Below are 19,228 nucleotides of genomic sequence, written 5' to 3'. Positions count from 1 at the left end.
GCCGGGACCGCTCGCCCGAGCGTTCCCGGCGGGCCGGGACCCCCTCCCGGCCCGCCGGGAAGCGGCTGTCACGGGCGGGAGCGGACACGGCGCAGGGGCCGGGGCCGTCGTCGGCCTCGGCCCCTGCGGGCGCGGGGTGGGGGCGCGGTCAGGCCGCGGCCGGCTCGTTGACGAAGCCCTGCAGGTGGCTGATGACCTGCGTCAGCTGGCCGGCGACCTCGGCGTCGTCGGCCGGGTGCGTCTCGGCGAAGCGGGTCACCGAGCCGGGGATGGACAGCTTGACGTCCTCCAGCACCTTGCCGCCGGCGATGCCCACGGCCTTGCGGGTCTCGTCGTGCGCCCAGACACCGCCGTACTGGCCGAAGGCGGTGCCGATGACGGCGACCGGCTTGGCGCTGAGGGCACCGGCGCCGTACGGGCGGGACAGCCAGTCGATGGCGTTCTTCAGCACGGCCGGGATGGTGCCGTTGTACTCGGGCGTGAACAGGATCAGGGCGTCGGCGGCGCCGGCGGCCTCGCGCAGCTTCGCGGCGGCGGCCGGGACACCGCCCTCCACGTCGATGTCCTCGTTGTAGAAGGGGATCTCGGCGAGGCCCTCGAACAGTTCCACCTCGGCCCCCTCGGGCGCGAGCTTGACGGCCGCCTCGGCGAGCTGGCGGTTGTGCGAACCGGCGCGCAGGCTGCCGACGAGGGCGAGGATACGAACAGACATGCTGACTCCTACGTAAGGAAAGGGTGCTCTCGAGCGGAGGTCACGATCCGGACCGGGGTCCGTTTTCGTTTGTAGCATCCTAACCGGACCGCGGTCCAGTTTTGTTCCCGATGCTTTACGCTGGCTTCATGTCCGCCGTTCCGCCGCCCGGCCCGACGCCCCAGGAGCCCGTCGACCACCCCGAGCTGCTCCAGCTCGGCTCCGCCCTGGAGGCGGACGAGCCCTGCCTGCGCGCCGACGCCGCCCGCAACCGCGCCCGGCTGCTGGAGGCCGCCGCCCGGCTGGTGGCGGAGCGCGGCGCGGAGGCCGTCACGATGGAGGCGGTGGCCGCGGCTGCCTGCGTCGGCAAGGGCACCGTCTTCCGCCGCTTCGGCGACCGGACGGGCCTGCTGACGGCGCTGCTGGACCACTCCGAGAAGAAGTTCCAGGCCGCGTTCCTCGCCGGGCCGCCCCCGCTCGGGCCCGGAGCGCCACCGGTGGAGCGGCTGCGGGCCTTCGGCCGGGCCTCGCTGCGCCGGTCGGCCGACGAACTGGAGCTGCAACTGGCGGCGGAGCCGGACGCCGCACGCCGTTTCGTCGCCCCGCCCCGCCGCGTCCTGCGGCACCACGTGGCGATGCTGCTGCGGCAGGCGGTTCCCGAGGCCGACTGCGAGCTGCTCGCCCACACCCTCATGGGCCAGCTCGACCCGGCCCTGATCCACCACCTGACCAGGCAGTGCGGCCTGCCCCTGTCCCGGCTGGAGGCGGCCTGGAGCGACCTGGTGGACCGCGTGACGCGGACGGGCACCACGGGCTGAGCGCGCCCGCCGGGTCCTGAGCGCTCACGGCATCCGCACAACTCCCCCGCCGGAAAGGCGCATTGGGGCTTCTGCCAAGATGCCGTACGTCATGGTGCAGATACCGAAAACGCCCGCGCCCCCGACCCCGTCGCGCTCGGTGCCCACGAGCGCCGACGTGGCCCGCCTGGCCGGCGTCTCGCGCGCGACCGTCTCCTACGTCCTCAACAACACCGGCGCCGTACGGATCAGCGAGCCCACCCGGCGCCGCGTGCACGACGCCGCCAGGGAACTCGGGTACGTCCCGCACGCGGCGGCCCGCACTCTGCGCGCCGGGCACAGCCGCATGGTGCTGATCCCCGCGCCGACCTTCCCCGTCGGCCCGCTCTACAGCCGCTTCCTCACCGACCTGCAGGGAGCGCTGGGCGCCCTGGACTACACGGTCGTGCAGTACGGCACCGGCGGCCCGCACGGCGACGAAGCCGCCCGGGCCTGGGCCGAGTTGCGGCCCGTGGCCGTGCTCGTGCCCGGCTCCGGACTCGGACCGCGCGGTGTGGCCGTGCTCAAGCGCTCCGGCGCCCGGGCGGTGGTCACGCTCGGCCCCGAGACCATCGAGGGCGCACACGCCCTGCTCATGGACCACGACGTGGTCGGCCACAGCGCGGGCGCCCACCTGTACGACCGCGGCCGGCGCCGGATCGGCGTCGTGGTCCCGCAGGAACCGGGCCTCGAGGCGTTCTCCGCGCCCCGGCTCGACGGGGTGCGCCAGTCCGTGCGCGGCACCGGCGCCACGGTGACCGAACTGCCCCTGGACCACGACGAGCGGGCGGCCGCGCGGCTGGCCGCCCGCTGGCGCGACCTGGCGCTGGACGCGGTGTTCACCTACAACGACGAGTACGCGATGCTGCTGATGCGGGCCCTGCAGGACGAAGGCGTGCGCATCCCCGAGGAGACGGCCGTGATCGGCGCCGACGACCTCATGCTGGGGCGGCTGCTGCGCCCGCGGCTGAGCACGGTCCGGCTGGAACTGCCGTCGGGCCGGGAACTGGCCGAACTGGTCGACCGCGCGGTCCGCCGGCCGGGGGCGGAACCGGAGACCCACAAGGTGCTCGGTGCGACGGTCCTGCACCGCGAGTCGAGCTGACCCGCGCACCGGCCCGGGTCCCCTGGGACCGGCGCGAGCGGTGGACGCGCTCGTGCGACGCGGCGACGAGCTCCTCGGCGCCGAGGAGTGCGATGCCCTCGACCGGGTCCCACCCGGGAGCCCGGGCTCCCCGGCGGGTCACTCGCCCGGCTGCTGGGCCTGCTGCTGGGCGATCGCCTTGCGGACCTCGTCCATGTCCAGGTTCCGGGCCTGCCCGATGACGTCCGTCAGGGCGGCCTCGGGCAGGGCCCCCGGCTGGGCGAACACGGCCACCTGGTCGCGCACGATCATCAGCGTGGGGATCGACTGGATGCCGAAGGCCTCGGCCAGCTCCGGCTGCGCCTCGGTGTCCACCTTGCCGAACACCAGGTCGGGGTTCTCCTCCGCCGCCTTCTCGTAGACCGGCGCGAACTGCCGGCACGGCCCGCACCAGGACGCCCAGAAGTCGATCAGGACGAACTCGTTGTCGGTGACCGTCTGGTCGAAGTTCTCCTTGGTGAGCTCCACGGTGCTCATGGCGTTCATCCCTCTTCCTGGTGTGGGGTCAAGCCGTCGGCACAACACGGCCGGCCGGGCACGTATTCCGCGCCCCTACCCATGTGGCCGGGGCGCACACCACCCACCAGACTGACCCCATGACGGAAACGGAAACCAACGCGTACGACGTCGTGGTCCTCGGGGCCGGGCCCGTGGGGGAGAACGTCGCCGACCGCACTCGCGCCGCCGGGCTGACCACCGCGGTCGTGGAGAGCGAGCTGGTCGGCGGCGAGTGTTCGTACTGGGCGTGCATGCCCAGCAAGGCCCTGCTGCGGCCGGTCATCGCCCGCGCGGACGCCCGCCGCGTGCCCGGGCTCCGCCAGGCGGTGCAGGGACCCCTCGACGCCGCGGCGGTCCTCGCCCACCGGAACGACTACACCTCCGACTGGCACGACGACGGACAGGTCCGGTGGCTCGACTCCACCGGCGCGGACCTCTACCGCGGTCACGGCAGGCTCGCCGGCCCCCGCACCGTCAGGGTCACCGGCCCCGACGGCACCGAGCACGTCCTGACCGCCCGGCACGCCGTGGCCGTCTGCACCGGTACCCGCGCGGCCCTGCCCGACCTGCCCGGCCTCGACGCCGTCGAGCCGTGGACCAGCCGGGAGGCCACCGGCTCCCAGACCGTGCCCGGCCGCCTGATCGTCGTCGGCGGCGGTGTGGTCGCCACCGAGATGGCCACCGTCTGGCAGGCCCTCGGCTCCGCGGTGACGATGCTGGTCCGCGGCAAGGGCCTGCTGCCCCGCATGGAACCCTTCGCCGGGGAACTGGTCGCCGAGGCGCTCACCGAGGCCGGCGCCGACGTCCGCACGGGCGTCGCGGTGGAGTCGGTGACGCGCGAGAACGGGACCGTCGTGGCCGTCACCGACCAGGGCGAGCGCATCGAGGCCGACGAGATCCTCTTCGCCACCGGCCGCGCCCCGCGCACCGACGACATCGGACTGGACACCATCGGCCTCGATCCCGGCAGCTGGCTGCAGGTCGACGACAGCCTCCGCGTCACCGGCCACGACTGGCTGTACGCGGTCGGCGACGTCAACCGGCGCGCCCTGCTCACCCACCAGGGCAAGTACCAGGCCCGCATCGCGGGCGCGGTCATCGCCGCCCGGGCCACCGGGGAGGAAGCGGCGGCCGAACCCTGGGGAGCGCACGCGGCGACCGCCGACCACGGCGCCGTCCCCCAGGTCGTGTTCACCGATCCCGAGGCGGCGGCCGTCGGGCTGTCGCTCGCCGAGGCCGAGCAGGCCGGGTACCGCGTGCAGGCCGTCGACGTGGACCTGGCCTCCGTCGCGGGAGCGGGCCTGTACGCCGACGGCTACAAGGGCCGCGCCCGCATGGTGGTGGACCTGGAGGACGAGATCCTGCGCGGTGTCACCCTCGTCGGCCCCGGCGTGGGCGAGCTGATCCACTCCGCGACCGTCGCCGTCGCCGGGCAGGTCCCGGTCGGCCGCCTGTGGCACGCCGTCCCGTCCTACCCGACGATCAGCGAGGTGTGGCTGCGGCTGCTGGAGGCCTACCGGGACTCCTGACCGGGCGGCCCCCGGGCTCCGGCCGGGGCGGCGAGTCCCCGGCCCGGCGGCCGTTCCCCGGTCCGGCGGCCGTTCCCCGGTCCGGCGGCCGTTCCCCGGTCCGGCGGCCGTTCCCCGGTCCGGCGGCCGTTCCCCGGCCCGGCGGCCGTTCCCCGGCCCGGCGGCCGGGGACGGAGCCCCGCCGCCGTGTCCTACGGCAGGTCGAAACCGAGAGCCCGGGCGGCCGTCTCCGGGGTCGGCTGCGCCCAGCGTTCCGCCGCCGCCCGGTTCGACGACAGCGACCGCGTCTCGGCGCGGTCCAGGTAGAGGACCCCGTCCAGGTGGTCCGTCTCGTGCTGCACGATCCGGGCGGGCCAGCCGGTGACCACCTCGTCGAGAGCGCGCCCGTCCTCGTCCCGACCGGTCAGCCGCACCGCCGCGGGCCGCGCCACCACCGCCTGGTAGCCCGGCACGCTCAGGCACCCCTCGAAGAACGCCGCCCGGGCGTCACCGGCCGGCTCGTACGCGGGATTGACCAGCACCCGGAAGGGCTGCGGCACCCGCCCCCGCGCGAGCCGCACCTCCTCGGGCACCGGCGCCGGGTCCTCGATCACCGCGATCCTGAGCCCCACGCCCACCTGCGGCGCGGCCAGCCCGACCCCGGGCGCCGCGCGCATGGTCACCCGCAGCGCCTCGACGAACCGGGCGAACAGCGCGGGGCCCAGCTGCCCGTCATAGGGCTCGGCACCGCGCCGCAGCACCGGATCACCCGCGGCGACGATGGGCAACGGGCCGCCGCCGGCGAGGAGTTCCGCCACCCGTTCGGCCAGGGGTGCGTGATCGCTCGGAGTTCCCATCGCGCCAGGATGACACGGCACCCCTCACCCCAGTGTGGTGCACATCACACACCTGCTCCGGGAACCGGACGGCCCCGCGCCCCGACTCCTGCACCGCAACGGCCCAGAAGACGTCCCCCGGAGAAGCCCGCCGATGACCACCGCTCCCTCGACCACCACGGACGAGGCCCCGCAACCAGCCGCCCCCGCGCCGGCCCGGAGCAGCTGGGCACCCCTGCGCCCGCTGATCCTCCGGCTGCACTTCTACGCCGGCGTGCTGGTGGCTCCCTTCCTCCTCGTCGCCGCCGTCACCGGCCTGCTGTACGCCGCCTCGTTCCAGGTCGAGAAGATCGTCTACGAGCACGAACTGACCGTCCCCGTGGGCGAGCGGAAGCTGCCGGTCAGCGAGCAGGTGGCCGCCGCCCGCAAGGCCCACCCGGAAGGCACGGTCTCGGCCGTGCGCCCCTCGCCCGAGCCCGGCGCGACGACCCGGGTCATGCTCTCCGGCGTCCCCGGTGTCGACGAGGGCCACACCATGGCCGTCTTCGTCGACCCCTACACCGCGCAGGTGCGCGGCGCCCTCGAACAGTACGGTTCGACCGGCGCCTTGCCGCTGCGCACCTGGATCGACGAGTTCCACCGGGACCTGCACCTGGGGGAGAGCGGACGGCTGTACAGCGAACTGGCGGCCAGCTGGCTGTGGGTGATCTCGGCCGGCGGGCTGGTGCTGTGGTTCTCCCGCCGCCGGGCCCTGCGCAAGGTGCGCGGGACCAAGGGGCGGCGCCGCACCCTCGGGCTGCACGGCGGTGTCGGCGTGTGGGCGGCGGCCGGCTTCGTGTTCCTCTCGGCTACCGGCCTGACCTGGTCGGCCTACGCCGGGGCCAACATCGACGAGTTGCGCACCTCGCTCGGGCACGCGACCCCTTCGGTGTCGGCGGGCACGGGCGGTGAGCACTCCGGTCACGGGGCCGCAGCCGGGCAGGCGGGAGACGCCTCCCACGGCGTGGGTCTGGACAAGGTCCTGGCGGCCGCGCGGGCCGAACGGCTCACCGACCCCGTGGAGATCGTTCCGCCCGCCGACGCGAACTCGGCGTACGTCGTCAAGCAGGTGGGCCGCGGCTGGCCGACCAAGCAGGACTCCGTCGCCGTCGACCCGGCGAGCGGGCAGGTCACGGACGTCCTGCGGTTCGCCGACTACCCGGTGCTCGCGAAGCTCACCCGCTGGGGCATCGACTTGCACACCGGCATCCTGTTCGGCCTCGCCAACCAGATCCTGCTGATGGCGCTGACGCTCTCCCTGATCTTGCTGATCGTGTGGGGCTACCGCATGTGGTGGCAGCGCGGCCGGGGCAGCGCCTTCGGCCGGCCGATCCCGCGGGGCGCCTGGCAGGACGTGCCGCCCCAGATCCTGGTACCGCTGCTGGCCGGGGTGGCCGTACTCGGCTACTTCCTGCCCCTGTTCGGCATTCCGCTGGCGGTGTTCCTCGCCGTCGACATCCTGCTGGGCGAGATCGCCCACCGGCGCGGACGGCGCTCGTACGGCACCGGCACGCCGGCCCGGTAGCGAACGGGGCGGGAGGACGCCGCGCGCCCGCCGTGCGGACTCCGCCCCCTGCATGCGGATGCCCGGCTCCACAGGGGAGCCGGGCATCCGGCGTCGCACGGGGTCAGTCCCGCGGGAAGTCACCCGCGAGCGCGGAGGCGATCCGCAGGTGGGACTCGGCCTCCTCGTGCCGGTTCTGCCGCTGGAGCGTACGGCCGAGCATCAGCCGGGCGTAGTGCTCCACCGGATCCCGCTCGACGATCGTGCGCAACTCGGCCTCGGCGCGGCGCAGCTGGGCCGAGTGGTAGTACGAGCGCGCCAGCAGCAGCCGGGGTCCGGTCTGCTGCGGCACCTCTTCGACCAGGCCGGTCAGGACCCGCGCGGCGGCGGTGTAGTCCTTGGCGTCGAAGAACAGCTGCGCGCGCTCCCAGCGCTCCGCCGGAGTGCCGTGCGCGTAGTACGCGGCGTCGTGGGTCGTGTTCACTCGTGCCTCCTTCGAGGCCGTCAACCCGCGCTGCCGGTCCGGTATTCCACTGCTCGCCGGGCCCTTCGGGGTCATCCGGACAGCGCGGCCGGCCCGGCCTCGGCCCGTCGGGTGATCAGGGTCAGCACCCCTGCAGCGGCTCCCGCCCGTGTGGTCGGCGAGGCGGCGCCGGCTGGGCCGCCCCCGCCGCGCTGCGTGCCGTACAGGGAGGCGAGCACCGAGTGCTGCGCGTGGGTCGGCCCGAGCGGGGCGACGGCACGGTCGACCGCCCCCCGCCACTTCATGGACAGCCGCCACACCGGGAAGCCCGGGTACGGCTGGGGGGGCGCGGACGTACGGCTGCCGCTGGAGCCGGATGGCGAGTACGCGGTCCTGTCACTGTCCGGCGAGGCCCGCGAGAGGAGATCGAACAGGCCCGCGGGGACCGGACGGAGGGCACCCGGTTCGGCGGGGTGAAGGGCTGCGAGGGGGATCCGCCGCCCGCCCCCGAGCTGCCGGCGACCCCCTTGAAGGCGCGGGGCAGGGTGCGCTGACCGGACCGCGACGCGGCCGGGGCGCCCGGGCCGGAGTCCGGGGCCCGCGGGCGGAGCCGGAGCCGACGTGCGCCCGGGCGGCGGGACGTCGCGTCAGGCGATGGACGCCGACAGGATCGCCGCCACGGCGAGGTTGCAGGACGCCGTGACCCAGACCGCGGGGTGGGGCTCCTCCTGGACCAGCACCTCACCCAGCCGCCCCGGAGTGATCAGGTCCACCACCAGGAACGCCACCGCCATCATCACCAGGCCCAGCACACCGAACACCGCGGTCGACAGCAGACCCTTGCCGAAGTCGTCGTAGGTCGTCCAGATGGACGTGAAGACGATGCCCCCGATGCCCAGCAGGGCCGAACTCAGCACCACGGCGGCGTTGCGGTTGCGCTGCTCCCATATCTGCCGGCCGAGCTTCCCGGGCGTCAGGACGTCGACCAGGACGATGCCGAGGACCAGCAGGACCAGACCGAGACCGCCGTAAGCGGTGGCCCGGCCGAGTCCGTTGACGATGTCGCTCATGGGAAGGCTGCTCCGATGGTCGGGGGATCGTGAGTGATCGCGGTCAAGGCGGAGCAAAATGTAGCGCACCCGTTCGGACCCCACCCGGCCGACCGCCGAGGTGGGAACCGTGAAACCACCGTGAGAACCCGGTGGAGTACCTGTCGGACCCGACCAGGCGGCACCGCCCGCGCCCTGATCGCCGCGGCCGGGATCTCCGCGCACGGCGCGGACGACGGGCCGCAGGCCGAGGCCGCCTCTCTGACCTCCGCGCACGCGTCCGCCGGCCGCCTGCAGCAGGACACCCCCCGGTTCGCGCCCCACCTGGAGGCCCGATGCTGCGCCTGCGCGTCACCGCGCCGGAGCTGCGCCCGCAGACCACGCACGCGGCCTCGCGGCCCGGCTCCGCGACGAGACCCGACCCCGCCGCCCGCGGTGCCGACCGTGAACCACCTCCGGCACCGCGGGCCCTCGAACCGACGCGTTCTCCCGGAGCTCCGGACGGGGCGGACGGCGTGGGGGAGCGCACGGCCGCCGCAGCCGGCTGCACGCGCCGAAACCCCCGGCGGCCGGGGCACGGCCCTCACCCGTCCGCACGCGCCGGGCAGGGCGCCGGTGCAGGGCGGGCGTCAGGATGGGCGTGCCCGCCCGGGCGGACCGTGCCCCGCAGGGCCGGCCGGCGGGGAGCCGCGGCCTGCGCCGCCCATGTCCGACGACCGGGACCTGCGAGGGAGACGTATGACCGAGACGGACGAGGCCCAGGCCGCCCCGGCCACGGCCGGGAGCCGCCGGCCCGCGCCGCACCGCGACGCCGGTCCGGGCGTCGCCGACCTGCGGCGGGTCGGGATCCACCCGGACCACTGGTATCCGGTCGCCGTGTCCCGGAGGGTACGCAAGGGGCGGGCGGTCGCGACCGCGTTCGCCGGGGAGCGGATCGCGCTCTACCGAGGCTCCAGCGGCACCGTCTACGCGCTGGAGGACCGGTGCGCCCACCGGCAGGTGCCGCTGAGCATGGGGGTCGTCGAGGGCGAGACCCTGCGCTGCTGCTACCACGCCTGGGCCTACCGCGGCGACGGCCGCATCTCGCAGATCCCCTACCTGTCCAAGGGCGACGGACGGCCGCCGCGCGGGGTGCGGGGCTATCCCGTCCGCGAGGCGTACGGCCTGGTGTTCGTGTTCCCGGGCGACCCGGACAAGGCGGACCGCACCCCGCTGCCCCACCTGCCGGCCCACGGCTCACCGCGGTACGCGACGATGACGTACTCCCGGACCGTGCACTGCCACTACTCGTTCATGCACGAGAACCTGCTCGACATGAACCACCAGTTCCTCCACCGCGGCGTCGTCGGCCGGCTCCGCCCCGAACTGCTCGATCACCGGGCCGACGCGCGGTCGGTCGAGGCCCGGTACCTGTTCACGCACACCGGTGGCAAGCGGAACCGCGGCGCCAGCCTGCTCGCCGCCGAAGGGCTGGGCGGCGGCGACTCAAGTGACGTCATGACGATCCGCACCGAGTACCCGTACCAGACCCTCGACCTGGTCCCGGAGCACGCGCGGCGGCCGGCCTTCCGGCTGTGGGCCGCCTACGTCCCCGAGGACGCCGAGCAGCGCCGCTGTCACACCTACGGCCTGCTGATGATCGAGAAACCGAGGGTCCCCGGCGCGCTGCGTCTGGCGTGGCCGTTCATCCGGCGCTTCACCGAGCGCGTGTTCACCGAGGACCGCATGGCCGTCGAGGCCGAGCAGCGGGCCTGGGACGAGCAGGGCGAGGACCTGAACCACGAGGTGTTCTCGCTCATCCTGGACGTCCGCGCGGTGCTGCGCGCCAACGGTGTGCCGATGCGGCCCCGGACCACCGGGTGCGCCGCGTCCGGGCCGTGCGGCGGCCCCGACGCGGCGGTCGCGACGACCGGTCCCGCCGACGGGCGTCCCGCCCGCTGAGCCTCCCGTGTTGTCAGGGCCGGGGGTTGGTGCGCTCCCACCGCGGGCGGGCGTCGAGCCCCCGTCGGCCCGCCACCGAGGCGCACCGCGGACACTGCCGCCGCACCCGGTCCGCCGCGCCGCCGGACTCGGGGAAGGTGTCGACCCAGTTCACGTGGGGGAAGCGCATCAGCCGGGAGCGGCTGAGGGAGAGGCCGCACACGGTCTCGTTGCGGCCCGGCTCCCAGGCGTGGACCTCCCCGGAGGGCAGCCGCCGCCGGCCCTCCTCCTCGTCGGTCCACTGCCCGGACGCCGCCACGGAGTACTGCTTGGTGCGTGCCACGGTCCTCAGCCCCCCTCGTGCTCGGCGCGCAGCCGCACCTGCTCCTCCAGCCGCCGCAGGCTGGAGTCCAGGGCCTCGCCGACGGCCCGCTCACCGGGGTCGTGGCCGTCGTCGAAGAACGACAGGTGCACCGTCACCTCGCTGGCACCGCTGCCGATGCCGGCGACCTGGAGCCAGCCCGCGTAGGAGCCCTGCTCGCGGGTGCCCCACTCCAGGCGCATCTGGTCGGGCCGTGCGCGCAGCAGCGCGGCGGTGTCCTCGTCGGTGCGGTCCTCGTGCACGGTGACGGCCGGCAGGTCCCCGGCCCGCACGTGCAGGGCCCCGGGGAGCCACGTGTCGAGCCGGTCGACGTTGGCGGCCTGGTCGAAGACGTGCTCGGGCTGTGCGGGCATCGTGCGGGAGCGTTCGTACTCGGACATCGCCTCACCGGCCTCGTTTCGTTCGGCGTACGGCACCCCGCGTTCCCTGCGCGCCGCGGTCCAACCGTCCGCGGGGCCCGCCGGGAGGGGACCGGGGGGCGGCAGCGGGTCAGAACCGGGGCCGGGGCGACTGCGCATGAACGAGCTGCGCCGCCTCCTCCTCCGTCTCGACCGAGGGCGGCGAGCCCGCCAGCGGCCTGTTGGCGGTCTCCCGCATGCACAGCACGGCGACGACACCGACGACCGCGGCGCCGGTGGCGTAGTACGCCGGCATCAGGGTCGAGTCGAACGTGCTGATCAGCGCGGTGATCACCAGCGGTGTCGTGCCGCCGAACACCGAGGTGGCCAGGTTGTAGGCGACGGACAGGGACCCGTAGCGCACGTGGGTGGGGAAGATCGCCGGGAGCGCCGCCGACATCGTTCCGAGCATCGTCACCAGCGACAGGCCCATCAGCAGCAGCCCCAGGGTGATCAGGACGACGCCGCCCTGCCGGATGAGCAGGAACGACGGCACGGACAGCAGCAGGAAGCCGAGCATGCCGGTCATCAGCAGCGGCTTGCGCCCGAAGCGGTCCGACAGCCGCCCCACCCGGTTGATGACGCACATCTGCAGCACCATCACCACGAGCAGGATGAGCAACCCGTGGCTGGTCGCGTAGCCCAGTTCGTCGGACAGGTAGGTGGGCATGTACGACAGCAGCATGTAGTCGGTGATGTTGTACGCCGCGACCAGCGCGAGGCACAGCAGCAGCGGCCGCCAGTGCCGGGTGAAGATCCGGCCCAGATCGGCGGTGGCCGAGGTCTCCGGCCCGTCGGCCGCCTCGGCGCTCTTCCCCCGGCCGTCCGCCAGCTTCCGGAACGCGGGCGTCTCGTCCAGCTTCAGCCGCAGGTAGAGGCCGATGAAGCCGAGCGGTGCAGCGACCAGGAAGGGCACGCGCCAGCCCCAGGACAGCATCTGGTCGTCGCTCAGCAGGCTCTGCAGCAGGACGACGAGACCGGAGGCCCCGACGTAACCGGCGAGCGTGCCCAGCTCCAGGAAGCTGCCGAAGAAGCCGCGCCGCTTGTCGGGCGCGTACTCCGCGATGAAGGTCGAGGCGCCCCCGTACTCGCCGCCGGTGGAGAAGCCCTGCACCATGCGGAAGAAGATCAGCAGGGCCGGGGCCCACAGGCCGATGGCGGCGTGCGAGGGGATCAGGCCGATGGCGAACGTCCCCACCGCCATCATGATCATGGTCAGTGACAGGATGCGCTTGCGGCCGAGCTTGTCGCCGAGCGGCCCGAAGACCATGCCGCCGAGCGGTCGCACCAGGAACGCCACGGCGAACGTCGCGAAGGAGCTGAGCAACTGGGCGGTGTCGTTGCCCGACGGGAAGAAGACCCTCCCGATGGTCGACGCCAGATAGCTGTAGATGCCGAAGTCGTACCATTCCATGGCGTTGCCCAGCGCGGCCGCCTTCGTGGCGCGCTTGACCGCCGCCTCGTCGGTCACGGTGATGTCGCTGCGCCGCAGCTTCGGGTGCCGGCGCTGGTCGATCGCCCGGAACAGCACCCGGTGCCGCCGCACCGCCGCCGGGTCCGCCGACTCGTCCCTGCCGGTCGCCGCCATCGTTGCTTCCTTTCGCCGTACGTCTTTCCAACCACAGCGCCTGCACGGATCCAGCGCTCTCAAACGAACCCGTTCGCGCGGCGTACGGTCGATCGCGCGCCAGTGCGCGCGGAGGCGTCGGTGGGACCGGCCGGCGCCGGCGGACGCGGAGGATCTCCGGGCCGGGTGTGTGCCCCCGCCGCGGCCGGGGAACCCGCCCCGCCCGTGCGGACCCGGTGAGAGGAGCCCGAGTGACAGCGCCGGCGCGGGACGAAGGGGGCCGGGAAACGGGGTACGAGCCGGACCCGAACCGCTGGCGGGCCCTGTGGGTCACCCTGGTGGCCGGCTTCATGAGCCTGCTGGACGTGTCGATCGTCGCGGTCGCCCTGCCGACCGTCCAGCACGAGTTGCACGCCTCGGCCGCCCAGGTGCAGTGGGTGGTCTCCGGCTACGCCCTGACCTTCGCCCTCGCCCTGGTGTGCGCCGGCCGGCTCGGCGACGCCCTGGACCGGCGGCGCATCTTCCTGATCGCCCTGAGCGGCTTCGTGCTCTTCAGCGCCGCCTGCGGAGCGGCCCCCGACATCACGCTGCTGATCGTGGCCCGGCTCGCCCAGGGCCTGGCGGCCGGCTTCATGGCACCGCAGAACTCCGCGCTGATCCAGCAGATGTTCCGGGGCGCCGAGCGCGGCCGCGCCTTCGGCTTCTTCGGCGCCACCGTCGGCATCTCCTCCGCGGTGGGCCCCCTCGCGGGCGGGCTGATCCTCGCCCTGGCCGACGGCCCCGACGGCTGGCGGTGGATCTTCTACGTCAACGTCCCCATCGGCGTCCTCGCCGTGCTCCTCGGCCGCCGCCTGCTGCCCCGCACCCCCAGGTCCGGCCGCGGCCACGTGGATCTGCCGGGTGTCGTGCTCCTCGGCCTCGGTGTCCTGGCGCTGATGTACCCGCTGGTGCAGGCGGAGGCAGGCGGCCTGACCGGACTGTGGTGGCTGTTTCCCGCCGGGGCCGTGCTCCTGCTGTGCTTCACCCGCCGGCAGCACCGGCTGCTGGCCCGCGGCACCCAGCCGCTGCTGGACCCCCGGCTGTTCACCACCGTGCGCGGCTACGCCGTCGGCGCGGGCGTCGGCACCCTCTACTTCATCGGCTTCAGCGGCATCTGGCTGGTCTTCGCGCTCTTCTACCAGCACGGTCTCGGGTACTCCCCGCTGCGGTCCGCCCTGGCGGTGACGCCCTTCGCCGTCGGTTCCGCCTGCGCCGCCGCGGTGTCCGGGCGGCTGGTGGACCGGCTCGGCCGGCTGCTCACCGTGGGCGGACTCACCGCTGTCATCGCCGGGCTGGGCGGGACCGCGCTGCTGCTGCGCTTCGCCCCCGTGGACATCGCCCCCTGGCTGACCGCCCCGGCCCTGTTCGTCGGCGGCCTCGGCGCCGGCTGCGTGATCTCACCCAACATCACCATGACGCTGCGGGACGTGCCGGTGCGCATGGCGGGAGCGGCGGGCGGCGCGCTGCAGACCGGGCAGCGCCTCGGGGCGGCCGTCGGCACCGCGGCCCTGCCGGGCCTGTTCCACCTGGTGCTCGCCCGTCACGGTGACGACTACCGCGGCGCCCTCTTCCTCGCCCTGGGCGCCGCCATCCTCGGGATGGCGGCGTCGCTGGCCCTGGCCGCCTTCGACTGGCGGCGCGACCGTCGCGCGCGGGATCCGCACCGCACCCGCCCCGACGACGACGCCGACAGCCCGGTGCACGCCCGCCGGCCCTGACCCCCGGACGGCGGGTGAGCCGGGTCCCCGGCTCACCCGGCCGCCGGAGGCCGCGCCGCTACACCACCTCCGCCCGGCCCGCCGTGTCGTCGAGGAAGCCGCCCGACTGGTGCTGCCACAGCTTCGCGTACGCACCGCCCGCCGCCAGCAGCTCCTCGTGCGTGCCCTGCTCGACGATCCGCCCGCGGTCGAGGACGACCAGCTGGTCCATGCCGGCGACCGTGCTCAGCCGGTGCGCCACCACCAGCGCCGTCCTCCCCTCCATCAGCCGCCACAGTGCCTCCTGGACGAGCAGTTCGCTCTCGGAGTCCAGGGCGCTGGTCGCCTCGTCGAGCAGCAGGATCGGCGCGTCGCGCAGGATCGCCCGGGCGAGTGCGACCCGCTGGCGCTGGCCGCCGGACAGCTTGACACCCCGCTCGCCCACCATGGTGTCGAAGCCGTCCGGCAGGGTGTCGGCGAACTCCGTCACGTGAGCCGCCTCGGCGGCGCGGCGGACCTCCGCTTCGGTGGCGTCCGGCCGTGCGAAGGCGATGTTGTCGCGCAGGGTGCGGTGGAACATCGCCGGGTCCTGCGGCACGTAGGCGATCTGTGCGCGCAGGTCGGCCTGGCGCAGCCGGCTGATGTCCTGGCCGCCGACCAGGATGCGCCCGTCGTCGATGTCGGTCATCCGCAGCAGCAGCCGCGTCAGGGTCGTCTTGCCGCCGCCGGACCGCCCGACCAGGCCGATCCTGCTCCCGCCGGGCACCGTCAGGTCCAGTCCCTCGAACAGGGGCCGGCCGCCGCGGTGCGCGAAGGTGACCTTCTCGAAGCGGACGTCGGCGCCCCGGGGCCGCAGCGGTTCGGGAGCCGGCGGGTCCAGCACGGTCGGCGGTGTCAGGAGCAGCTCGGTGAACTGGGCGGCCTCCGTCATCGAGCTCTCCAGCCGCCGGTAGATCTGGTTGAACTCGAACATGATCCGCGTGGCGTTGTTGTAGTAGGCGAAGGCGACCACGATCGCCTCGACCCCGTGCTCGCCCCTGCCGAGCGCGACCGCGAGCAGCAGCCCCATCGCGTTGGTGAGCACCGACATCGGCGCGACCAGGGTGTCGATGCGCAGGTTGCCGTAGTCCCAGGAGCGCAGGGTGAGCCGGCGCGAGCGCGCGACCCGCGAACGGTGCTCGGCGGCCTCGCGCCGCTCCGCGGCGAAGGCACGCACGGTGTCCATGTTCATCAGGCTGTCGGCGACGTGGCCCGACACCCGGGCGATCGCCTCCTCGCGCTGGTCCACGAGGGCCTGTCGGCGCCGGACGAGCGGCGCGACCAGCGCCCCCGTCAGCGTGATCATCACCAGCAGGCCGACGACGAGCAGTGGCTCGTAACGCCAGAGCACCACCGCCCCGAACAGCAGCGGCACGAAGCTGCCCACGATCTGGAACGCCAGCGTGTCGACGAACTGCTCGAAGCGCGCGGCGAAGCTCAGGACGCGCTTGGTCAGCGACCCGGCGAAGTTGTCGTGGAAGAACGCGGCGTCCTTGGCGAACAGCTCGTCCATCCCCACCACGTACAGCCGCTCGATGCCGAGCGCGTCGAGCCGGTTGAGGCAGTGCAGCGCCACCCGCCACAGCGCCTCGGCGACCAGCAGGACACCGGCGAAGCCGAGGACGTACGGGAGCGTCGAGTCGACCGGCACGTCCCGGTCACCGGCGAGGTCGCCGACGAGCTTGGCGACGATCAGCGGCGCGATGTAGTTGATGCCGATGTTGCCCAGCGCCATGAGCAGCATCGCGGGAGCCGTCCACCGGCGCAGCCGGGCCAGCTCCCGTCCGTAGTGGCGCAGTGCGAGGAGCACCGAACGCCTGCCCGGTAAAACCCTGTGTGTCTCCGGCGTTTCCATCCCACCCCTGTGTCGTTCCGCGGCCGCCCGCCACGCGTGTGCGGGCAGGGGCCGTCACCGCAACGGATGTGTGGATTTACGGGTCGAAGCCGGAAGTGTCCCGCGCGGGCGGTCACCGAGTCCAAGTGTTTTCCGGCCGGGCGGTGGTGTCCGGGGAGCACCGGGGCGCGCGTCGGCGGGGACCGGTGTCGCGGCCGCCGCTGCCCGCGCCTGCCGGCGGCCGGGTCAGGACGGTGCCCCGGCCCCCGGTTGCAGGGTGAAGACCCGGTCCAGGCCGACCAGGGTGAGCACGCGCAGGAGGTTGGCCGGTACGCCGGTCAGAACGATGTCGGCCCCGGCGGCCAGGGCCTGCTGGCGGGCCGCCAGCAGGGCGGTGATGCCGGAGGAGTCGCAGAAGTCGAGGCCGGACAGCTCCAGGGTGAGGCGCTGTCCGGCGGCGAGGGGAAGCTCCTCGATGCGGCGGCGCAGCTCCGGGGCCCGGTCGTAGTCCAGGTCGCCGGTCACGCGCACGGCGGGGCCGGTCGCGGTGTCGCGGTGACTGATGGTGAGCGTGTTCATGAGGCGGGCTTCGTGGCGGGGCGTATCCGGGCGGGGCCGTCGGCGGCGGGGGCGCCGAGGGCGAGCAGGGCGGTGTCGTCGTCCAGGCCGTCGCCGAAGCTGCTCAGCAGCTCGGTCAGCGCGGAGATCAGCTCGCGGGGCGAGGCGGGCGCCTGCTCGGCGGCGAAGGCGCGCAGGGCGTCCTCGCCGTACAGGTCGTCGCGGTCGGGCCCGAGGCGGGCCTCGGTGAGACCGTCGGTGTAGAGCACCATCGTGTCGCCGGGGGCCAGCACCGTCTCGGCGGTGGCGATCGGTGCGCGGGGGATGACGCCGACGAGGAGGCCACCGGGGGTGGGCAGGAACTCGGCGCCGCCCCCGGACCGCAGGACGAGCGCCGAGGGGTGACCGCCGGAGGCGATGCGCACGGTCACCGCGCCGTCGGCACCGCCGGGCTCGGCGATCCCGAAGATGCAGGTGCAGTACCGGGGGTCGCCGCCGGCCGTGTACCGCTCGTGCAGCACGGCGTTCAGCGTGGCCAGGGCCGAGACCGGTTCCGGGTCGTGGTGCGCCGCGGCCCGGAGCGTGTAGCGGGTCAGCGACGTGAGAGAGGCGGCCTCGGGGCCCTTGCCGCACACGTCGCCCAGGAAGAACGCCCACCGGCCGCCGTCGACCGGGAACAGGTCGTAGAAGTCGCCGCCGAGCTGGTCCGGGGAGGCCGTGTGGTAGTGGACGGCCGATTCCAGACCGGGGACGACGGGCAGCGAGTCCGGCACCAGGGACTTCTGCAGCACGGCCAGCGCGTCGGCGAGGCGGGCTCGGTCGGCCTCGGCCTGGCGCCGTGCCTCGTCCGCTTCGGCGCGTGCGCGTTCGGCCTCCTTGCGTGCGCGTTCGGCCTCCTGGCGGCGGCGCAGCAGTTCCTCTTCGTAGGCGCGGCGGTCGGAGGCGTCGAAGACGGTGATGCGGGTGAGCAGGGGCTCGCCCTCGCTCCCGCGCTTGAGCACGGCCGACACGAGCACCGGCAGCCGTCCGCCGCCCGCGCGGCGCATCTCCAGGGCGATGCCCCGCAGCTCGCCCTGCATGCGCAGCAGCGGCGCGAAGTGCGTCTCGTGGTACAGCTTGCCGCCCACGGTCAGCAGGTCGGGGAAACGCTTGCGCCCCACGACCTCCGCGCGGTCCAGGCCGAGCCAGTCCAGCAGCGTGCTGTTGATCTTGGCGATGGTGCCGTCCATCATCGTGGACAGATAGCCGCACGGGGCGGACTCGTAGAGATCTTCCGCGCTGTCCTCCAGCAATGCGGTGAAGACCGCGTCGGTGTGGGGCTCGTCCCCGGTTCCGGCGGGCTCCGGCACGCCGCTCGTACGGCACATCACCGCAGGGACTCCATGAAGTCGAGGATGGCAGCGGTGGTCGCCTCGGGCGCGCTCAGCTGCGGGCAGTGCCCCGTGGCGTCGAGGGTGACCAGGCGTGAGGAGGGGATCGTGGCGTGCACGTACGCCCCGACCTCGCGGGGTGCGATCGCGTCCTGGTCGCACTCCAGGACGAGGGTCGGCACGGACACGCTCTTGAGGTCCTCGCGGCTGTCGGTCAGGAAGGTCGTCCGGGCGAAGACGCGGGCGATGTCCGGGTCGGTGGCGCAGAAGCTGTTGGTCAGCTCCTGCCCCAGCTCGGGCCGGTCCGGGTTGCCCATGATCACCGGAGCCATGGCGGACGACCAGCCGAGGTAGTTGGCCTCCAGGGAGCCGAGGAGTTCCTCGATGTCCTCGGCGCTGAAGCCGCCGCGGTAGCTCTCGTCGTCGATGTAGCAGGGGGAGGGCGTCACCATCACCAGGGCCCCGATGCGCTCCGGTGCGGACCGCGCGGCCAGCACGCCGACCATGGAGCTGACCGAGTGCCCGACGAACACCGCCTGCCGCAGGTCCAGCTCCTCGCAGACGTCCACGACGTCCTGCGCGTAGCCGTCCAGCGACGAGTAGCGCTCCTCGCTCCACGCCGACAGGTCCGACCCGCCGGAACCGACGTAGTCGAACAGCACGACCCGGTACCGCCGGGCCAGGGCGGGCACCACCAGACGCCACATGTTCTGGTCGCAGCCGAACCCGTGTGCGAGGAGCAGCACGGGGGCGTCGTCCTGGCCGATGACGTTCACGTTGTTCCTGCGGCGGATGTCCATACCGGCCATGGTCCCATCCCGCCGGATCCGCCACGACGCCGGGCGGCCTCAGGGGA

Annotated in this window: 18 protein-coding genes and 1 pseudogene; 6 read left to right on the top strand and 13 right to left on the bottom strand. The window is 73.9% G+C overall.

From position 1 onward, the window contains the following. Positions 1-148: 148 nt before the first annotated feature. Complete coding sequence (locus tag Q5694_RS29655; RefSeq protein ID WP_333936523.1) at positions 149-712, bottom strand: NAD(P)H-dependent oxidoreductase; 564 nt, start codon at positions 710-712, stop codon at positions 149-151. A 128-nt stretch (positions 713-840) separates the two neighbouring features. Here Q5694_RS29655 and Q5694_RS29650 point away from each other — a divergent pair, with 128 nt between their 5' ends. Continuing rightward, positions 841-1,509 carry a TetR/AcrR family transcriptional regulator gene (locus tag Q5694_RS29650; RefSeq protein ID WP_333936522.1) on the top strand — a complete coding sequence of 223 codons (669 nt, stop codon included), beginning with the start codon at positions 841-843 and terminating at the stop codon, positions 1,507-1,509. Positions 1,510-1,588: 79 nt separating this feature from the next. Continuing rightward, on the top strand, positions 1,589-2,632 hold the full coding sequence (locus Q5694_RS29645) for a LacI family DNA-binding transcriptional regulator (protein ID WP_443040962.1): 1,044 nt from the start codon (positions 1,589-1,591) through the stop codon (positions 2,630-2,632). Positions 2,633-2,770: 138 nt separating this feature from the next. On the opposite strand, the gene trxA is transcribed toward Q5694_RS29645, so the two are convergent. After that, positions 2,771-3,157: a thioredoxin gene (gene trxA, locus Q5694_RS29640; RefSeq protein ID WP_333936520.1), complete on the bottom strand. Its 387-nt coding sequence runs from the start codon at positions 3,155-3,157 to the stop codon at positions 2,771-2,773. A 110-nt stretch (positions 3,158-3,267) separates the two neighbouring features. On the opposite strand from trxA, the gene Q5694_RS29635 reads away from it, so the two are divergent. Beyond that, positions 3,268-4,698, top strand: a complete 1,431-nt coding sequence (locus Q5694_RS29635) for a dihydrolipoyl dehydrogenase family protein (RefSeq protein ID WP_333936519.1) — start codon at positions 3,268-3,270, stop codon at positions 4,696-4,698. 191 nt (positions 4,699-4,889) lie between these two features. Here the strand turns inward: Q5694_RS29635 and Q5694_RS29630 are convergent, their stop codons facing one another. Then, positions 4,890-5,534, bottom strand: a complete 645-nt coding sequence (locus tag Q5694_RS29630; RefSeq protein WP_333936518.1) for a peptide deformylase — start codon at positions 5,532-5,534, stop codon at positions 4,890-4,892. 133 nt (positions 5,535-5,667) lie between these two features. On the opposite strand from Q5694_RS29630, the gene Q5694_RS29625 reads away from it, so the two are divergent. Further along, on the top strand, positions 5,668-7,077 hold the full coding sequence (locus Q5694_RS29625) for a PepSY-associated TM helix domain-containing protein (RefSeq protein ID WP_333936517.1): 1,410 nt from the start codon (positions 5,668-5,670) through the stop codon (positions 7,075-7,077). 103 nt (positions 7,078-7,180) lie between these two features. Here the strand turns inward: Q5694_RS29625 and Q5694_RS29620 are convergent, their stop codons facing one another. From Q5694_RS29620 to Q5694_RS29605, 3 genes and pseudogenes are all read right to left on the bottom strand, one after another. Next, positions 7,181-7,540, bottom strand: coding sequence for a tetratricopeptide repeat protein (locus Q5694_RS29620; protein ID WP_333936534.1), 360 nt, complete (start codon positions 7,538-7,540; stop codon positions 7,181-7,183). A gap of 144 nt (positions 7,541-7,684) precedes the next feature. Further along, positions 7,685-7,824, bottom strand: a pseudogene (locus Q5694_RS29615) (MarR family transcriptional regulator); the annotation flags it as partial. A 342-nt stretch (positions 7,825-8,166) separates the two neighbouring features. Next, complete coding sequence (locus Q5694_RS29605) at positions 8,167-8,589, bottom strand: DUF350 domain-containing protein (protein WP_333936516.1); 423 nt, start codon at positions 8,587-8,589, stop codon at positions 8,167-8,169. A 717-nt stretch (positions 8,590-9,306) separates the two neighbouring features. On the opposite strand from Q5694_RS29605, the gene Q5694_RS29600 reads away from it, so the two are divergent. Then, complete coding sequence (locus Q5694_RS29600; protein ID WP_333936515.1) at positions 9,307-10,509, top strand: aromatic ring-hydroxylating dioxygenase subunit alpha; 1,203 nt, start codon at positions 9,307-9,309, stop codon at positions 10,507-10,509. Positions 10,510-10,522: 13 nt separating this feature from the next. Here Q5694_RS29600 and Q5694_RS29595 read toward each other — a convergent pair whose 3' ends face one another. From Q5694_RS29595 to proP, 3 genes are all read right to left on the bottom strand, one after another. Further along, positions 10,523-10,831, bottom strand: a complete 309-nt coding sequence (locus Q5694_RS29595; protein ID WP_333936514.1) for a hypothetical protein — start codon at positions 10,829-10,831, stop codon at positions 10,523-10,525. A 5-nt stretch (positions 10,832-10,836) separates the two neighbouring features. Further along, entirely contained in the window at positions 10,837-11,250 is a 414-nt protein-coding gene (locus Q5694_RS29590; RefSeq protein ID WP_333936533.1) for an SRPBCC family protein, read from the bottom strand. Positions 11,251-11,359: 109 nt separating this feature from the next. Beyond that, positions 11,360-12,856, bottom strand: a complete 1,497-nt coding sequence (gene proP, locus Q5694_RS29585; protein WP_333936513.1) for a glycine betaine/L-proline transporter ProP — start codon at positions 12,854-12,856, stop codon at positions 11,360-11,362. Positions 12,857-13,086: 230 nt separating this feature from the next. Here proP and Q5694_RS29580 point away from each other — a divergent pair, with 230 nt between their 5' ends. Beyond that, positions 13,087-14,592 carry an MFS transporter gene (locus Q5694_RS29580; protein ID WP_333936512.1) on the top strand — a complete coding sequence of 502 codons (1,506 nt, stop codon included), beginning with the start codon at positions 13,087-13,089 and terminating at the stop codon, positions 14,590-14,592. 58 nt (positions 14,593-14,650) lie between these two features. Here the strand turns inward: Q5694_RS29580 and Q5694_RS29575 are convergent, their stop codons facing one another. The 4 genes from Q5694_RS29575 to Q5694_RS29560 form a co-directional block, all read right to left on the bottom strand. Continuing rightward, a complete protein-coding gene (locus Q5694_RS29575) occupies positions 14,651-16,465 on the bottom strand; it encodes an ABC transporter ATP-binding protein (RefSeq protein ID WP_443040961.1) in 1,815 nt (604 codons plus the stop codon). 225 nt (positions 16,466-16,690) lie between these two features. Further along, positions 16,691-17,023 carry an STAS domain-containing protein gene (locus tag Q5694_RS29570; protein ID WP_333936510.1) on the bottom strand — a complete coding sequence of 111 codons (333 nt, stop codon included), beginning with the start codon at positions 17,021-17,023 and terminating at the stop codon, positions 16,691-16,693. Further along, positions 17,020-18,369, bottom strand: coding sequence for a PP2C family protein-serine/threonine phosphatase (locus Q5694_RS29565; RefSeq protein WP_333936509.1), 1,350 nt, complete (start codon positions 18,367-18,369; stop codon positions 17,020-17,022). The genes Q5694_RS29570 and Q5694_RS29565 overlap by 4 nt, the downstream gene beginning before the upstream one ends. Next, positions 18,369-19,172 carry an alpha/beta fold hydrolase gene (locus Q5694_RS29560; RefSeq protein WP_333936532.1) on the bottom strand — a complete coding sequence of 268 codons (804 nt, stop codon included), beginning with the start codon at positions 19,170-19,172 and terminating at the stop codon, positions 18,369-18,371. The genes Q5694_RS29565 and Q5694_RS29560 overlap by 1 nt, the downstream gene beginning before the upstream one ends. Between the last annotated feature and the right edge of the window lie 56 nt (positions 19,173-19,228).

The sequence above is a fragment of the Streptomyces sp. AHA2 genome (genome assembly GCF_036857595.1).
Classification (GTDB): Bacteria; Actinomycetota; Actinomycetes; order Streptomycetales; family Streptomycetaceae; genus Streptomyces.
The sequence above is the reverse complement of the archived record's forward strand: the minus strand, read 5'-3'. Positions and strand labels throughout refer to the sequence as shown.

Coding starts and splice junctions, on each gene's coding strand:
- Q5694_RS29655 (WP_333936523.1), bottom strand. CDS start 712: ATGTCTGTTCGTATCCTCGCCCTCGTCGGCAGCCTGCGCGCCGGTTCG.
- Q5694_RS29650 (WP_333936522.1), top strand. CDS start 841: ATGTCCGCCGTTCCGCCGCCCGGCCCGACGCCCCAGGAGCCCGTCGAC.
- Q5694_RS29645 (WP_443040962.1), top strand. CDS start 1,589: ATGCCGTACGTCATGGTGCAGATACCGAAAACGCCCGCGCCCCCGACC.
- trxA (WP_333936520.1), bottom strand. CDS start 3,157: ATGAACGCCATGAGCACCGTGGAGCTCACCAAGGAGAACTTCGACCAG.
- Q5694_RS29635 (WP_333936519.1), top strand. CDS start 3,268: ATGACGGAAACGGAAACCAACGCGTACGACGTCGTGGTCCTCGGGGCC.
- Q5694_RS29630 (WP_333936518.1), bottom strand. CDS start 5,534: ATGGGAACTCCGAGCGATCACGCACCCCTGGCCGAACGGGTGGCGGAA.
- Q5694_RS29625 (WP_333936517.1), top strand. CDS start 5,668: ATGACCACCGCTCCCTCGACCACCACGGACGAGGCCCCGCAACCAGCC.
- Q5694_RS29605 (WP_333936516.1), bottom strand. CDS start 8,589: ATGAGCGACATCGTCAACGGACTCGGCCGGGCCACCGCTTACGGCGGT.
- Q5694_RS29600 (WP_333936515.1), top strand. CDS start 9,307: ATGACCGAGACGGACGAGGCCCAGGCCGCCCCGGCCACGGCCGGGAGC.
- Q5694_RS29590 (WP_333936533.1), bottom strand. CDS start 11,250: ATGTCCGAGTACGAACGCTCCCGCACGATGCCCGCACAGCCCGAGCAC.
- proP (WP_333936513.1), bottom strand. CDS start 12,856: ATGGCGGCGACCGGCAGGGACGAGTCGGCGGACCCGGCGGCGGTGCGG.
- Q5694_RS29575 (WP_443040961.1), bottom strand. CDS start 16,465: ATGGAAACGCCGGAGACACACAGGGTTTTACCGGGCAGGCGTTCGGTG.
- Q5694_RS29570 (WP_333936510.1), bottom strand. CDS start 17,023: ATGAACACGCTCACCATCAGTCACCGCGACACCGCGACCGGCCCCGCC.
- Q5694_RS29565 (WP_333936509.1), bottom strand. CDS start 18,369: ATGTGCCGTACGAGCGGCGTGCCGGAGCCCGCCGGAACCGGGGACGAG.
- Q5694_RS29560 (WP_333936532.1), bottom strand. CDS start 19,172: ATGGACATCCGCCGCAGGAACAACGTGAACGTCATCGGCCAGGACGAC.